Source organism: Dellaglioa sp. CoH-57-MRSF-18, assembly GCF_056781995.1.
The window spans coordinates 170,229-186,230 of sequence record NZ_JBXAXX010000001.1 but is presented as its reverse complement, the minus strand read 5'-3'; the positions used below and the strand labels follow the sequence as shown (position 1 = coordinate 186,230).

The following is a 16,002-nucleotide window of genomic DNA, read 5'->3' as shown; positions in this document are numbered from 1 at the left end:
TAAAAGACCATCGAAAGCGCTTTCTTAAAGCCTTTTCGATGGTCTTTATTTTTGGCATGGAACTTGCGTATATAAGAGTATAAATAGAAAAAGGAGTGGCAAATTATGAAAACGATTATGTTAGTTTGTTCAGCGGGTATGAGTACAAGTTTATTGGTGTCAAAAATGCAAAAGGCTGCAGAAGCAGAGAACTATGATTCAGAAATCTTTGCAGTTGGTGCTTCAGAGGCAGATTCAATGCTTGAATCAAAACCAGTTGATATTTTAATGTTAGGCCCACAAGTTCGTTTTATGAAAGATGAATTTGAAAAAAAGGTTGCTGACAAAAATATTCCGGTAGAAGTTATCAATATGCAAGATTACGGCATGATGAATGGCGAAAAAGTTCTTGCAACAGCTAAAAGCTTAATTAAATAAAAAATAAAAGGGGTAATCAGATATGAACGAAAATGATGCACAAATGCAAACAATCATGGGGCTGATTGTTAATGGTGGAAACGCTAAAAGTGATTCTATGGAAGCAATTCACGCCGCTAAAAAAGGCGATTTTGAAACCGCAGCTGCTAAGTTAGCTGATGCTGACAAATCACTCATTGAAGCACATCATTCTCAAACAGCCATGTTAACGCAAGAAGCTTCAGGGGATCCGGTACCAGTTAGTTTATTAATGGTTCATGGACAAGATCATTTAATGAATGCGATTACATTTAGAGACTTAGCTGGTGAGGTAGTAGATCTATACAAAAAAATAGGATAAGTACTAAACTTTAAGGAGGAACTACTCATGGACAAATTTATAAAATGGATGGATATTCACTTTATTCCAGTAGCTTCAAAAATTGGGGCACAAAGACATTTGGTGGCAATTCGAGATGCATTCGTTGTTATTATGCCACTTATGATTTTAGGTGCTCTGGGAACATTAATTAATAACTTACCAATTCCAGGTTTTTCAAATTTTATGGACGGACTATTTCCTAAAATAGTTAACGATGTTCCAATCTGGAAGGGTGTAGGAGCAGGCGTTTGGAATGCTAGTTTTGGTATTATGTCATTATTCGTTGCATTCTTAGTAGCTCATAACGTTGCAAAATCATATGGTAAAGATGGTATGGCTGCTGGTACAGTATCAGTTGCTTCATTCTTCGCTTTAGGTGGTTTGCAATTAGCTGGGATGTCTTCAGTAGGATTATTCGTTGCACTTGTTGTCGGTTTGGTTTCAGCAGAATTATTCCAACGTTTAAGTGGTAACAAACATTTAATCGTTAACATGCCTGATGGTGTTCCACCTGCTGTTGCAAAAGCATTCGCTTCATTATTTCCAGCAATGATTGTTGTTACAATCTTTGCCTTTATCAATACATTATTCCAAGGATTCGGCGTAACTGATATTATTGCATCATTCTACAAACTTGTTCAAGAACCATTTATGGGCTTGGCAAATTCATATCCATCAGCATTATTATTAGCATTTATTGCACCATTCTTATGGTTCTTTGGTTTACATGGAGCTAATATGATTGATCCATTAATGCAAACAATTAACGCACCTGCTATTGCAGCTAACGTTAAAGCACTTAGTGAAGGTAAAACAATTCCTTTTATCGTTAACAAACCTTTCTTCGATTCATTTGTTAACTTAGGTGGAACTGGTGCAACTATTGGTTTGATTATTGCCATCTTCATTGTTGGTCGTAAAAATAAACCTTACAAAATGATTGGATCACTATCAGCAGCTCCTGGTATTTTCAATATCAATGAACCAATGATGTTTGGACTTCCAATTGTGTTGAATCCAATTATGTTCGTACCATTTATTTTGACACCAATGGTACTTGTGACTGTTGCGTATATTGCAACCGCCACTGGAATTGTGCCAGCAGCAACGGTAATGCCCCCATGGGTTACACCACCAGTAATTGGCGGGATTTTGGCAACTAAGAGTTTAGCTGGTGGGGTTTTAGCCGCAGTTAATGTGGTTATCTCAGCGTTAATTTACGCACCATTCGTTATCTTAGCAACAAAACAAATTGAAAAAGCTGAAGCAGAAGCTGAAGCAGCAAAAAAATAAAATAAAAGCGAATCTCTTTACGTTATTCTGTAAAGAGATTTTGTGTTAAATAAAGGAGTTTACTATGGTTAAATATGAATTTCCAAAAGATTTCTGGTGGGGGTCAGCTGCGAGTGGACCACAATCTGAAGGTCGTGTTTCAGGAGATGGAAAAGCTGATAATATTTGGGATGCTTGGTATCAAGCAAGCCCTGAAAAGTTCTTTAATCAGGTTGGACCCGAAAATACATCAAGGGTTTATCAAAAATACCAAGAAGATATCTCTTTGATGAAACAAACAGGTCATAATTCATATCGGACTTCAATTCAGTGGTCACGTTTGATTCCAAATCCATTCACTGGAGAGGTTAATCCTGAAGCTGTTACCTTTTATAACCATTTAATAGATGATTTAATTGCCGCTGGAATTGAACCTTTTATGAACCTTTACCATTTTGATATGCCAATGGTGTTACAAGAAAATGGTGGTTGGTTAAATCGTGAAGTTGTAGACTTGTATACGGACTATGCAGAAACTTGTTTTAAATTATTTGGCGATCGCGTTAAAAAATGGTTTACTCAAAATGAACCGATTGTTCCAGTTGAGGGTGGGTATTTATATGGATGGCATTTACCTGATGAACGTAATTTAAAGCATGGTGTCCAGGTGGCTTATCATGAAGCATTGGCAAGTGCTAAAGCAGTTGAAAAGTATCATTCACTCAATTTAGGTGGCACAATTGGGATTATTTTAAATTTAATGCCAACGTATCCAAAAGATGAGACAAATCCAGCAGATGTTAAAGCAGCCAAATTTGTTGATGGATTCTTTAATCGTTCATTTTTAGATCCCGCAATTAAAGGCACTTTCCCTCAAGATATTGTTGAGTGGTTGCATGAATATGACTTAATGCCAATCTATCATCAAAGTGATTTAGATGTTATTAAAGAAAATACTATCGATTTATTAGGCGTTAATTATTATCAACCAAGGCGAGCAGCGGCGAAAATAATTAAAGCCGAACCAGAAGGTGAAAATGGCTGGATGCCTGAAGATTTTTATACAGTATACGATATGCCTGGAAAAAAAGTTAATCCTTATCGTGGCTGGGAAATTTATGAAAAAGGAATTTATGATGCACTAATCAATATTAAGGATAATTATGGTAATATTGATTGTTTCATCTCTGAAAATGGGATGGGTGTTGAAGATGAAGCCAGATTTATTAATGCAGATGGGCAAATTAATGATGATTATCGAATTGAATTTGTTCAAGATCATTTGAAATGGGTTCATAAGGCACTTGAAGAAGGTAGTAACGTTCATGGCTACCATATGTGGACATGTATGGATAATTGGTCATGGTTAAATGCTTACAAGAACCGTTACGGATTTATTAGTGTTGATTTAGATAATGAAGCAAAACGCACAATTAAGAAGAGCGGTTACTGGTTTAAAAAAATGACAGAACAAAATGGATTTAATGACTAAAAATGGAGGCGAATGACTGATGGAAATGGAAATGAAATTAAAAATGCCTGCAGATTATCTATTTGATCAAATTATGGAGTCCGTACTATATGATATTAAAGATCAGACAGGTCAGAAATTAACAAAAAATCAATTAGAGGGTTTTGCGTTCACGAAAAAGTTTTCAAAAACACAATCAGCTGCTTTAAAAGTAACAAAAATAGTTGAAAACGAAAGTTATCATTTTCAAACGGATAACAATCGTAATAAATTTGATGTAAGTTACGATATTAAGGTAATTGATGATAAACGTTGTTTGTTAAGTTATAAAGAAGTCATGACTTCTAAAGGCAAGATGCAACAAATGAATGATGCCTTCATGAGTATTCTTATGAGTTTCTTTAAGAAGAGAAATTTCAAAAAAATGCTTAAACAAATTGAAAATAAGTATGCAACTAATTAGACTAAAAATAAAGAAGCAAACCGTATTTATCGGTTTGCTTCTTTATTTTTAGTCTAAAATTTCAACACCAATACCGATAACACCAGGGCCAGCATGAACACCAAGAGCAGGTGATGCATCGCCAAAGTAAAAATGTTCAGCATTTGGATACTTAGTTTTTAAGGTTTCGAAGATACTTGCTGCTAAAGGCTCATTATTACCATATGCAACGGCTATATCGAAATGAAGAGAATCGCCAATCTTATCATCAACGAGTGATAATAATTTTTTTAGTGCAGCTTTTTCGCCTCGAGCTTTTGCAATAGGATAATAAATACCATTTTCATCACATGAAATAATTGGTTTGATGTTTAAGAGATTCCCCATAAGACCAGAGACACGTCCAATACGGCCACCAACTTGAAGATAGTGTAGGGTTGGTAAATAGAAAAAGACACTACTTCTATCAACCGCTAGTTGAACCTTTGTGACAATTTCGTCAAAATAATTGCCTTCTTTAATTAAGTTTGATGCTAAAATACCAGCTAATCCACCACCAATACCAACATTTTTTGTATCGATGACTTCAACAGTTAATGATGATAATTTGGCGAATGTTTTAATTGAATTATAAGTACCAGACAAACCGCTTGAGATCGTTGTTGCAATAACATGTGTATAGCCATCGGCTTTAATTTGGTCAAAAACGTCGTTAATTGAGCCACCTGAAGGCGTTGCGGTTGTTGGAATCTCAGTCTCCATACGTTCATAAACTTCCGCAGGTGAGATAGAGATACGATCTAAGTAAGTTGCATCACTGAATGTAATTAAAATAGGGACCATATAAATATGTTCCTGTTCCATAAATTCTTTAGGAATATCCGAACCTGAATCTACTAATACTGCTATTTTTTCTTTACTCATCATTTAATTGGCCTCCTTCATTAATATAACTAATTTTTCACTGATAATATGATTAATCACGGCACTTGCAGCCGTTCGTTGTTCTAATTCAATGATTGTTGTTTCAGTCGTGACGGGCTTTAAGTTGGTATCAAAGGTTAAAGATTTAAGTTGTTCGTTAAAAATTAAAGCGAAGTTCATGTAAGCATCTTCAGATGAGTTATCGACTAAAATTTGGTCGATACCATTCTTGATAACATCTAACGGAAAAGCAGATTTTAAAACAGTAATAACAATGATTGCTGCTAAATGTTCCTTGCGATATCTTTTTTTGATGGGTTTAAACATAACTTCTTTTTTTACGTAATTATTGACCATTGTAGGTGTTACAGGCATTAAGTGTAATGGCTCTAAGTATTGATTAACAAGTTTCACGGATTGATCCATATAAAGGTCTAATTCCGGGAAATCTTGCCAATCAGGTAATGTAATTTTCTTTAAGCTATCTAGCCAATTTAAAAAAGATGATGGAACTTTTTGGCTCAAATGATAACCCCCCTTAACGTAATATCTTTATATTAGCATTTACATCTAGAGTTGTAAACTAGATTTAACTGTTTCTTAAAGTATATAAAAATAGCATGTTTATATGAAGATAAAAGTTGTACACTATAAGGGTATTTAATAATGAGAAGGAGTGAATTATTTATGATGGAACAAGCATGTACAACAATTTTAGTTGGTAAGAAGGCCACAATTGATGGCTCAACGATGATTGCTAGAAATGATGATACGTTTTTGCCTATTACACCACAACGATTCTTGATGTACCCTGCAGTAACCGGACGTCATGAAACGTTAACTTCGAATAAAAATGGGTTTACTGCACCATTACCAGAAAATGGGTATCGCTGGACAGCAACACCTAATGTTGAGGTATCCAGCAAAGGTGTCTTTGATGAAAGTAGTATTAATGAAAAAAATGTTGCAATGAGCGCAACAGAAAGTGTCTATGCGAATGAACGTGTTTTAGCATACGATCCTTTAATTAAAAATGGTTTAGCAGAAGATTCATTACAAACAATGGTTGCACCTTATATTAAATCAGCAAAACATGGTGTTGAATATTTAGGGGCTTTAATTACAAAATACGGTTCACCTGAAGGAAATGGTGTCTTATTTAGTGATAAAAATGATGTTTGGTACATGGAAATTGTTACCGGACATCACTGGATTGCACAACGTATTCCAGATGATGCTTATGCTGTTGCAGCTAATCAAGTTGCTATTCAAGAAATTGATTTTGATAATACAGATAACTTTATGTGGTCAGACGGTATCCGTGAATATGTAGAAGAGCATCATTTAAACCCTGATAAAACAGGCTGGAACTTCCGTCATATTTTTGGAACAGACACAGAAAAAGATCGTCATTACAACACACCTCGTGTCTGGTATGGTCAACGTTGTTTGAATCCAGAAATTAAGCAAGAACCAACTTCAAGTGAATTACCATTCATTTGTTACGCAAATAAAAAAATCAGTGTTGAAGATGTGACTGCTATTTTAGGTTCACATTACAATGAAACACAATATGATCCATTTGGTCATGGTGCTGATGAAGATCGTTTACGATTCCGTCCTATTTCAATGAATAGAACACAAAATGCACACGTTCTTCAATTGAGAAATAATGTTGATGATGCACATTCTGCATTAATGTGGATCTGTTTAGGTGTTCCAGCATTTGCACCATTTGTGCCATTCTACACGAATGCAACAGACACAGACCCAAGTTACAGCGAAACACCGTTAACACTAGATATGAATAGTGCTTATTGGATGTATCGTACGGTTTCGATGTTAACAGAATCACATTATTCTCATTTTATTCAAGAAAATGTTGATTACTTAAAGGCATGTCGTCAACAGTTGAAGACGATGGTTGCTGATATTGATGCAGCATCTACAGATATGAGTGGGGATGAATTAACAAACTACCTCACACAACAAAATTACGCAATTGTTGCTGATATGCGTGAAAGAACGATGAACATGATTGGTCAATTCATTACTGAAGGATTAACATTATCTAAATTAACATTTAACATGGATGCTAATTTATAAAAATAATATTTAACATGGATGCTAATTTATAAAAATAATATTTAAATACTTTGTACGCAAAAAGGCGTAATTCCAATATAACTTTGGAATTATGCCTTTTTGCGTACCCACATATATTAAGTACAGATAATTATTTTTAATGTAAGTTAGTTCATAAGTGTGCCAGTTTAATTTGATTCAAAAACAAAATAAGAGCGTTTATTAAATTCATTTCTTGATTTTGAGTACTCGATGGCGTGACCATTCACAAGCCAAACAATTTGTTCTACTTCTAATATTGGCGTTTGTTCAACAACGTTTAAATAATTGATATCTAATTCAGTGGCTTGTCTGGCTTGTATTTTTCTAGACATACCTGACATATTTAACCCTAACGTATTTTTAATATAACTATATATGGAAGTTTCCAGTACGGATTTTGATAAACCTGGAACTAATTTAACAGGCATGTACGTATCTTCCAAGATGAAAGGATTTCCATCTAAAAGTCGGAGTCTAATAATATGGTATGTTGGCTCTTCTGCACTAATATTTAAATGAGTTTGAACCTCTTTTTGAGGGAATACAACTTCAAACTTAATGACGTGACTTGTTATTCTGTCCCGTCCTTCTTGTTTACTTAATCCATCAAAATTATCTGCCGGTGCATCAACGCTATTGATAAGAGTCGAGGGACCTATAACAACTGTTCCAAAACCAGATTTTTTTAATATAAATCCTTCTCGTGCTAAGTCATCTAACGCCTTCTTTAAGGTTATTGAACTGACATCGAAGCTAGCAGATAATACTTTTTGATCAGGTAAAATGCTACCTTTTGGATATATATTAGAAAGTATTCGTTCCCGAATTATATTTTTAACTAACTCATATTTTTTCATAAATCCCTGTTCCCCCATAGATTTTAATGTCAAATTTAGTATTATTTAAACTTTAGGTGCGATTTTAAAAAGTATATTACTCTGCTTATTAAAAATTAGATCTCAAAAAAAATAGGTATGATGTAACTATTTTAGAATTAGAGAATATTGTACCGATATTTAGTATGACTAATTAATCGGTTAATACCGAATTATAACACTCAACTACCCTCTTTTCTATATAAGTGATAGCCAGAGTTTAATAAAACATATATCTTTTGTATAACAAAAGTATTGTTTTATTATACAAAAGATATATAATAGTAAATGAAAGCGATTTCTTAGTTAAAAAATAATTTATTAGAAGAAGGGTTGATTGATATATGATAAATGAAAATAAGATGCCTAAAGGTTTTTATTGGGGTAATTCTGTATCAAGTATGCAGACAGAAGGAGCATGGCAGGCAGATGGTAAAGGGCTATCAGTTTATGATATCCGTGACTCAGATAAAGGTGTATCCGATTGGCACGATGCGATTGATGAGTTTAACAGATATGAAGAAGATTTGGATTTAATTGCAGATATGAATATGAATATGTATCGCATTCAGATATCGTGGACTCGAATAGTACCTGATGGTGATGGAACTATCAACGAGAAAGGTTTTGAGTATTATGACCGATTAATTGATGGGATGATTAAGCGTGGTATTGAGCCAATGGTTTGTCTCTATCACTTTGACATGCCGTTAGCGTTGGCCCAAAAGCAAAGTGGATTTCTATCTCGTAAAACTGTTGATGCTTTTGTTAGGTTTGGGAAAGTCGTTATTGATCATTTTTCAGACAGAGTTAAATATTGGATTACATTTAATGAACATAATCTATACTTCACTGATGAAACATTTCATATTTCTGGATATACCAAGACGGAAAAAACAATTGACGATATGTATACCATATTCCATCATACGATGATAGCTCACGCACAAATTGCACAATATATTCATGAACAATATAAAGAACTTAAGATTGGAGGTATGTTGGCATATACACCAGTTTATCCAGCAACGACTAATCCAAAAGATTCTTTTGCAGTAAGAAAACAAAATGAATTTATTTATGAAAATCTAAATTCGTTATTTGTCGGACAATCATATTCTCCTGAAGTACTTAAATATATAGAAGTGAATAATATTCAAATGGATTTTAAAGATAGAGATAAGCAATATTTAAATAAAATTAAATCTGATTTCATTTCCTTTAGTTACTATCGCACAATGGTCATGGATGCTGATAAAATTCCAAGTGACGAGGCACCAAATAGATATATGAATTATAGTGTAGAAGAAAATACTTATTTATCTAGTAGTGAGTGGTCATGGAATATTGATCCCTTAGGATTCCGAAATGTAATTACAGATTTGCATAATCGTTATAGATTACCTGTATTTCCAATTGAAAATGGAATTGGCATCAAGGAGCACAGGGACAGCACAAATATAATCCAAGATGATGCTCGAATTGAATATCATAAAAGTCATATTAAGGCTATGAAGGATGCAATGTTTATTGATGGTGCTCAAGTTGTGGGCTATCTGGGTTGGGGATTAATTGATATTCCTAGTTCACATGGTGACATGGAGAAAAGATATGGTGCAGTTTTTGTTGATAGAACAAATCATGATTTGAAAGATATGAAGAGAGTTCCAAAAAAATCATATTATTGGTTTAAGGATATCTTAGAAGAGAATGGAGAAAAAATATAATGGAAAATAAAACTGAAAATAAAGCAAACACGTTCATTACGAATAAGTTATTACCTATAATTATGAAATTTGTGAATACAAAACCTATAAGGGCTCTGCAAGATGGAATGGTATACGCATTACCTTTTATTATTATAGGATCCATATTTTTAATTTTGTCCAATTTCCCGGTGCCAAGTGTTGCAGATGCGCTTAAAGATTCAGGTTGGTCAGCATTTTTCACACAAGCATATACAACAACATTTGGTATTTTATCTATCTGGGCGGTAGTTGGTATCGCGTACGTATATGTTCGTAATGAGGGATATGAGGCATTACCCGCTGCATTGACAGCATTATCATCTTTCTTGATGTTACAGATGCTCCAAGTGGCCGCACCTTTAGCCGGAGTAATGGGTAAAAATGGAGCAGGTATTGTTAACAGTGCTGGTAAAGAGGTCCTAAGTGGTTCTGCAATAACAGAAAATATAGACAAATTACCTCATTCGCTTCAATCATTCATGCAGTCGCCAGTTAATGGTGTAATTAACATTAGTTGGTTGAGCGGTCAAGGAATGGTGGCTGCAATTATTGTAGGTATTTTGGTAGGTTGGGCATATACAAAAATGATTAAAGCTGGTTGGAAAATAACACTCCCAGAACAAGTGCCAACTAGTGTTGCTAATCAATTTACTGCCATGATTCCATCTGGTGTTATATTAACTGTTACTATGTTAATCTTTGCTTTAATTAAGACAGTGTTAAATACAGATATGTTAAATCTCATTTATAAGATGTTAGCAGCACCTATGCAAGGACTATCAGATTCATTAATTGGGGCTATATTGATTGCCTTCTTAGTATCATTCTTTTGGTTCTTTGGTGTTCACGGAGGACTGATTGTCGGTGGAATTGCAGGAGCCTTCTTAATTCCTAATACTTCTGGAAACGCTGCTTTATATCAAGCTGGTAAATTATCGTTAGGTAACGGGGCACATATTGTTACTAATGAATTTTATAATAATTTTATTAACTTGACGGGATCTGGAATAACCATCGGACTAGTTATTTTCACACTAGTTGCAGCTAAATCTGTTCAGCTTAAAACAATCGGTAAAATTGAGCTTATTCCAGCTATTTTTAATATTAATGAGCCTTTTCTTTTCGGATTACCTTTAGTTATGAATCCATTTTTAGCTATACCATTTTTCATGGTACCAGTTATTGTAGCAATCTCTACTTATGGGGTAATTTATTTCGGAATTGTACCACCTTTAAATGGTGTTGCGGCACCTTGGACAACGCCAGCAGTTATTTCAGGATTTTTAATTGGAGGTTGGAAGATGGCCTTATGGCAAGCGGTAACGTTAGTAATATCAGCTGTCGGATACTATCCATTCGCTAAAAAATATGATCAATATTTATGTAATCAAGAACAAGAGCAAGAATTAAATAATAAAGCAGAGTGAAAGGAATAAAAAATCATGGAGAAAAAAATTATTATGTTAGCTTGTTCAGCTGGTATGTCTACATCTCTACTAGTATCAAAAATGCAGGCGGCAGCTTCTAAGCAGAAAAAAGATTATGAAATATTTGCAACATCAACATCAGATGTAGACCATCAAATTGAAAGTGTTCATCCGGATGTATTGTTATTAGGGCCACAGGTCAGTTATATGAAGGAAGAAATTAAAAGTAAAACTGATGCTGCTGGAATTCCTATGGACGTCATTGATATGCTAGATTATGGGATGATGAACGGTGAAAAAGTATTACAAACAGCAGTAAATTTAATTGCGGAATAAAATAAATTTAGTGAAATGGGGATGAAAAATATGAATGATAAAGATATGACTGTAATAATGGGAATTATTATGGAATCGGGGAATGCGAAGGGATTTGCCGCTCAAGCAATCCGCATGGCTGAGCAGTCTGATTTTTCTAAATCTGATGATTTTATGAACCAAGCACAAGAGGCGTTAACTAAGGTGCACAATATCCAAACTACTTTGTTAACAAAAGAGGCCAATGGTGAAAAAACGAAACTTAATTTGTATTTGATACATTCGCAAGATTGGCTAATGACGAGTATCTGTTATATTGATTTAGCTAAAGAAATTATAACTATGTATAAATCAATTAAAAAAAACGCCGTATAAAATGACGCATTATAGACGTGCTATGAGAACTTCTTTAATTTAATACGTTTATTAAAAATTATAATTATCAGATACTAAAAATATTAGTCGAATGACTGAAAAGGAGAACAATGGGAACTATATTAGCAATTGATATTGGTGGGACAACCGTAAAGTATGGAGAATGGAAAGAAAATCAGTTCATTTCACGTGGTAAGAGGGAGACCCCTGAGACGTGGAAAGATATGAAAACTTTAATTAAAAATTTATATAATAGTTGTCAGAACGCTGAAGGTATAGCCATTAGTTCTCCAGGATCAGTTGATACGGTAAATGGAATTATTCATGGGATTAGCGCCATCCCTTATATACACAATTTTCCGATTAGGGATGAGTTGGAACAATATTTAGGCGTACCAGTTTCTATACAAAACGATGCTAATTGTGCAGCATTAGCTGAGAATTGGATTGGAAACGCTAAAGATGTAGATGATTTTGTTTCTATTATCATTGGATCTGGAGTTGGTGGTTCTGTAATAATGAATAAAAAATTAAAGGCCGGAAGTAATCTATTTGGTGGCGAATTTGGGTACATGATTTTAGATGTAAATGATGATCGTACTTTCAGTGAGTTGGTTAGTCCAGTAAATCTTGCCAAACAGTATTCTTCAGAAAATAATCGTGAAATTAACGGAAAACAATTATTTGATTTATCTGACTCTGGTGATGATAAGGCATGCCAAATTGTAGATGATTTTTATAAACATTTAGCCGTAGGAGTGTTTAATCTACTTGTATCGTATGATCCTGACCTTGTTTTAATTGGAGGCGCTATATCTGAAAGACCTGGTTTGATTAAAACACTAAATAAATATATTAATCAATTAATCATTGCCAAACGTGCGGATGGCCTTAAGTATAATTTAAAAACATGTTATTTTTATGGAGATGCTAATATGATTGGCGCAATATACCAATATAAAACAAATTTCATAACCTTTAACACTATTTAAATATAAAAAAGCTCATAATTATTAGATTTAGATCTAATAATTATGAGCTTTTTGTATTGAATGTTCTATTTTTTACAGCTATTTATTAATTTCTTCAATAGTACCCTTAGCGTCTTTTTCAACTTTCATATCTGAAATTGAGATATAACCTAATTTCTTGATTAAGCCGTTTTGAATTTTGTCTGATTGAATATAACCAATAAATTTAGCTGTTGCGTAGTTAGGAGAACCTTTAGTATACATATGTTCGTATGACCAAATTTTCCAATTGTTTGTTTCAACATTTTTTGATGTTGGTTTAACGTTATCAATAGATAATGCTTGGATGTTATCTTTTAAGTACGAGAATGCTAAGTAGCTGATGGCACCTGGTGTTGAAGATACCATTTTTTGAACTGTACCGTTTGAATCTTGTTCTTGTGTTTGTTTAGCTGTTTTATTTGGAAGGATACTACTATCAAATACGGTACGTGTACCCGAACCAGAAGCACGATTAATGACAACAATCGCTTGGTCTGCTCCGCCAAGTTCTTTCCAGTTTGTTGTCTTACCTAAGAAAATGTTAGCAAGTTGTGCTTTTGAGAGGTTAGTTACTTTTGTATCTTTGTTGACAACAGGTGCAATACCAACAACGGCAACTTTGTGATCAACAATCTTTTTAGCATCTACGCCGTCTTTTTGTTCTGCAAAAATGTCAGAATTACCAACGGTAACAGCACCTGTAGAAACTTGGCTTAAACCAGTACCTGAGCCACCACCTTGCACGCCAATTGTTAAACCTGAATTATCTGCTTGATAGGTTTCAGCTGCTTGTTCAACTAAAGGTTGTAAAGCAGTTGATCCAACAATAGTAATTTTACCTGTAATTTTTGATGAATCATCTGAAGAAGATGATGATTTACCACATCCTGCCAACAATAAAAGACCCATTGCTGCTATCGAAATAATTGCTGTTTTCTTTCTCATAATTAACTTCCCCTTTTATTTTGTATTCGTATTTAAGAACAACTTCATAATATCAGTTAAATGTTATGGTTCTGTATGAATCGTGTAATGATTTACACCTGAAATTGTAAAGAATGGGTAAAGGTGGAGCGAAATACTTTGCTTTTGTGAGTGTGATTATCTATAATAAAAACCAGCTCATTATGACAGTCTGTCATAAAAACGGAAATAGGGGGAGACAAATTGATTCTAGAAATAAAAAACGTTTCAAAAACGTATAATATGGCTGGTGGTACGACATTCAAGGCTTTAAAAGACATTAATGCTTCTTTTGACAAAGGAGAATTAGTTTCAATAGTTGGTGAATCCGGAAGTGGTAAATCAACATTAATGAACTTAATAGGTGGATTGGATTCAAATTTTGATGGCGAAATTACGTATAATGGTGAAAATATTGGTGATTTTTCTGAAAAAGAACTTGTTAACTTTCATAAGAAGAGTATTGGATTCATTTTTCAAAATTTTAATTTAATTCCTCATTTAAGTTTGATTGATAACGTTGCTATGGCAATGACGCTTTCAAATGTTGATAAATCAGTACGTGTCAAACGTGCTAAAAAATTATTAACAGACGTTGGGTTACAAGATCATATGACAAAGAAGCCAGATCAAATATCTGGTGGGCAAAAACAACGTGTTGCTATTGCACGTGCCTTAATGAATGATCCTGATGTCATTATTGCTGATGAACCAACAGGTGCTTTGGATTCAGAGACAACTGATGCTGTCTTAGAAATTATCAAAGATATCGCAAAGCGTGGTAAATTAGTTTTAATGGTTACTCATTCAGATCGCGTTGCGGCATATTCAAGTCGTGTTGTACGAATTGATAATGGTGCAATTATTTCTGATTCCGAACAAGAACAATTAGAGTTGCATACTAATGAAGATGAATTTAAAGGCGAAACGCCTAAGAATTTAAGTCTATGGTCTGCAATTCGATTAGCTGCACTTAATATGAAAGCTAAATTTTCTCGTAATTTACTTGTTGCTATTGGCTCAAGTATTGGGATTATGTCTGTTGTTTTAATGTTATCGCTTGGAAAAGGGGTAACAAGTTATATAAAGGATACGATGACTAGCTACGTGAATCCCAATGTGACTGAAGTTCATATGAAGGCAAAAACAAGTTCTTCAAGTAGTAGTTCTAAAACAGCAACACCAGCTGCTGGTTCTCAAGCCCAAGCAGCGCAAGCTAAAGAACAACAAAGTCAAATGGCTGCAATTACTGGTCAGACAGGATCATTTTCTAAAAAAGATATTAATAAGTTAACAAATATTAAACATGTGAATGAGCTACAAAAGGGTTATACAGCAATTTCACTAGGTACAAATACAGTTTCATATAAGGATAAAAAAGCTAGTTTGATGCAGTTGGGTACAATGAACTCAGGTATTACAAAATCAAACATTACCAAGGGTACTAAACCAGGTAAGGATGGCATTTTATTAGATAAAACAACTGCAGATTCATTAGGCAAGAACATTGTTGGTAAACAAGTTAAAATTGCGATTGTTTATAACGAAAAAACGATTAAGAAAACGTTCAAAGTTGCCGGAATTTATGAAGCATCTGGAAGTAGCAGTTCAAGCAGTTTAGTTTACTTGAATTACGCTGACTTACAACAATTAGTTGAAGATAATAATGAAACAATTAAACCAAATGTTGTTTATCTTCATACAAACGATAAGGCTAATACGGCAGGTATAAAAGCTAAAGTTAAATCATTGGGTTACACAGGTTCAATTCAAGAAAAAATGTCAGAAATGTTTACTCAAATGTTAGATATTTTGACAGACGTTTTAACGGCCGTAGCTGCGATATCATTGCTCGTTTCTGCAATTATGATATTAGTGGTTCTAAATATATCTGTTGTTGAAAGAACAAAAGAAATCGGTGTTATGAAAGCTTTAGGAGCACGTCGTAAGGATATTCGCCGTATATTTGTTTCCGAAGCGTTCCTAATTGGATTAGCATCTGGCTTAATTGGTGTTGGCGTAACGTATATTTTAGCCTTTGGGTTAAATGCATTCTCAGTTGCAACATTCGATGTTACGATTGTTAAAGTTACAGCTAGTTATGTATTCTCTGGTATTTTAATCAGTGTCTTGATTAGTATGGTTGCTAGTTTCTTACCAGCAAACAGAGCATCAAAACTTGATCCAGTTGAATCTTTAAGAAAAGAATAAGTAAATAAAGTTGCATTTTTAAATAAAGACTAGTAACATGACAAGTTGTCACATGACAGCT

At 34.0% G+C, this 16,002-nt stretch carries 16 protein-coding genes; 12 read left to right on the top strand and 4 right to left on the bottom strand.

From position 1 onward, the window contains the following. Nucleotides 1-105 precede the first annotated feature (105 nt). The 5 genes from AC1RPG_RS00855 (at nucleotide 106) to AC1RPG_RS00835 (ending at nucleotide 3,984) form a co-directional block, all read left to right on the top strand. A complete protein-coding gene (locus AC1RPG_RS00855; RefSeq protein ID WP_409021738.1) occupies nucleotides 106-417 on the top strand; it encodes a PTS sugar transporter subunit IIB in 312 nt (103 codons plus the stop codon). A 22-nt stretch (nucleotides 418-439) separates the two neighbouring features. Further along, nucleotides 440-757, top strand: a complete 318-nt coding sequence (locus AC1RPG_RS00850) for a PTS lactose/cellobiose transporter subunit IIA (protein WP_481760986.1) — start codon at nucleotides 440-442, stop codon at nucleotides 755-757. Nucleotides 758-784: 27 nt separating this feature from the next. Beyond that, nucleotides 785-2,071, top strand: coding sequence for a PTS sugar transporter subunit IIC (locus AC1RPG_RS00845; RefSeq protein ID WP_409021736.1), 1,287 nt, complete (start codon nucleotides 785-787; stop codon nucleotides 2,069-2,071). Nucleotides 2,072-2,135: 64 nt separating this feature from the next. Then, entirely contained in the window at nucleotides 2,136-3,542 is a 1,407-nt protein-coding gene (locus AC1RPG_RS00840; protein WP_481760985.1) for a glycoside hydrolase family 1 protein, read from the top strand. 19 nt (nucleotides 3,543-3,561) lie between these two features. Further along, nucleotides 3,562-3,984 carry a DUF3284 domain-containing protein gene (locus AC1RPG_RS00835; protein ID WP_481760984.1) on the top strand — a complete coding sequence of 141 codons (423 nt, stop codon included), beginning with the start codon at nucleotides 3,562-3,564 and terminating at the stop codon, nucleotides 3,982-3,984. A gap of 48 nt (nucleotides 3,985-4,032) precedes the next feature. On the opposite strand, the gene AC1RPG_RS00830 is transcribed toward AC1RPG_RS00835, so the two are convergent. Together AC1RPG_RS00830 and AC1RPG_RS00825 are read right to left on the bottom strand one after the other, a co-directional pair. Next, nucleotides 4,033-4,890, bottom strand: coding sequence for a DegV family protein (locus AC1RPG_RS00830; protein ID WP_481760983.1), 858 nt, complete (start codon nucleotides 4,888-4,890; stop codon nucleotides 4,033-4,035). After that, complete coding sequence (locus AC1RPG_RS00825; RefSeq protein ID WP_481760982.1) at nucleotides 4,891-5,412, bottom strand: DUF1836 domain-containing protein; 522 nt, start codon at nucleotides 5,410-5,412, stop codon at nucleotides 4,891-4,893. Nucleotides 5,413-5,574: 162 nt separating this feature from the next. Here AC1RPG_RS00825 and AC1RPG_RS00820 point away from each other — a divergent pair, with 162 nt between their 5' ends. Continuing rightward, the gene (locus AC1RPG_RS00820; protein ID WP_481760981.1) at nucleotides 5,575-6,993 is read left to right on the top strand and encodes a C69 family dipeptidase; all 1,419 of its coding nucleotides are present in this window, start codon (nucleotides 5,575-5,577) and stop codon (nucleotides 6,991-6,993) included. A 167-nt stretch (nucleotides 6,994-7,160) separates the two neighbouring features. Here AC1RPG_RS00820 and AC1RPG_RS00815 read toward each other — a convergent pair whose 3' ends face one another. Continuing rightward, nucleotides 7,161-7,871: a GntR family transcriptional regulator gene (locus tag AC1RPG_RS00815; RefSeq protein ID WP_481760980.1), complete on the bottom strand. Its 711-nt coding sequence runs from the start codon at nucleotides 7,869-7,871 to the stop codon at nucleotides 7,161-7,163. Between the two features lie 362 nt (nucleotides 7,872-8,233). Between AC1RPG_RS00815 and AC1RPG_RS00810 the strand changes: the two genes are divergently transcribed. The 5 genes from AC1RPG_RS00810 (at nucleotide 8,234) to AC1RPG_RS00790 (ending at nucleotide 12,746) form a co-directional block, all read left to right on the top strand. Further along, nucleotides 8,234-9,616: a glycoside hydrolase family 1 protein gene (locus AC1RPG_RS00810; RefSeq protein ID WP_481760979.1), complete on the top strand. Its 1,383-nt coding sequence runs from the start codon at nucleotides 8,234-8,236 to the stop codon at nucleotides 9,614-9,616. Further along, nucleotides 9,616-11,064, top strand: coding sequence for a PTS sugar transporter subunit IIC (locus tag AC1RPG_RS00805; protein ID WP_481760978.1), 1,449 nt, complete (start codon nucleotides 9,616-9,618; stop codon nucleotides 11,062-11,064). The genes AC1RPG_RS00810 and AC1RPG_RS00805 overlap by 1 nt, the downstream gene beginning before the upstream one ends. 15 nt (nucleotides 11,065-11,079) lie before the next feature. Further along, nucleotides 11,080-11,400 (top strand): PTS sugar transporter subunit IIB, encoded by a 321-nt coding sequence (locus AC1RPG_RS00800; RefSeq protein ID WP_481760977.1) that lies wholly within the window; start codon nucleotides 11,080-11,082, stop codon nucleotides 11,398-11,400. Nucleotides 11,401-11,421: 21 nt separating this feature from the next. Then, entirely contained in the window at nucleotides 11,422-11,754 is a 333-nt protein-coding gene (locus AC1RPG_RS00795; RefSeq protein WP_481762169.1) for a PTS lactose/cellobiose transporter subunit IIA, read from the top strand. A gap of 110 nt (nucleotides 11,755-11,864) precedes the next feature. After that, a complete protein-coding gene (locus AC1RPG_RS00790) occupies nucleotides 11,865-12,746 on the top strand; it encodes an ROK family protein (protein WP_481760975.1) in 882 nt (293 codons plus the stop codon). A 78-nt stretch (nucleotides 12,747-12,824) separates the two neighbouring features. On the opposite strand, the gene AC1RPG_RS00785 is transcribed toward AC1RPG_RS00790, so the two are convergent. Then, complete coding sequence (locus AC1RPG_RS00785; RefSeq protein ID WP_481760974.1) at nucleotides 12,825-13,712, bottom strand: phosphate ABC transporter substrate-binding protein PstS family protein; 888 nt, start codon at nucleotides 13,710-13,712, stop codon at nucleotides 12,825-12,827. A 261-nt stretch (nucleotides 13,713-13,973) separates the two neighbouring features. Between AC1RPG_RS00785 and AC1RPG_RS00780 the strand changes: the two genes are divergently transcribed. After that, nucleotides 13,974-15,941, top strand: coding sequence for an ABC transporter ATP-binding protein/permease (locus AC1RPG_RS00780; protein WP_481761143.1), 1,968 nt, complete (start codon nucleotides 13,974-13,976; stop codon nucleotides 15,939-15,941). Nucleotides 15,942-16,002 lie beyond the last annotated feature (61 nt).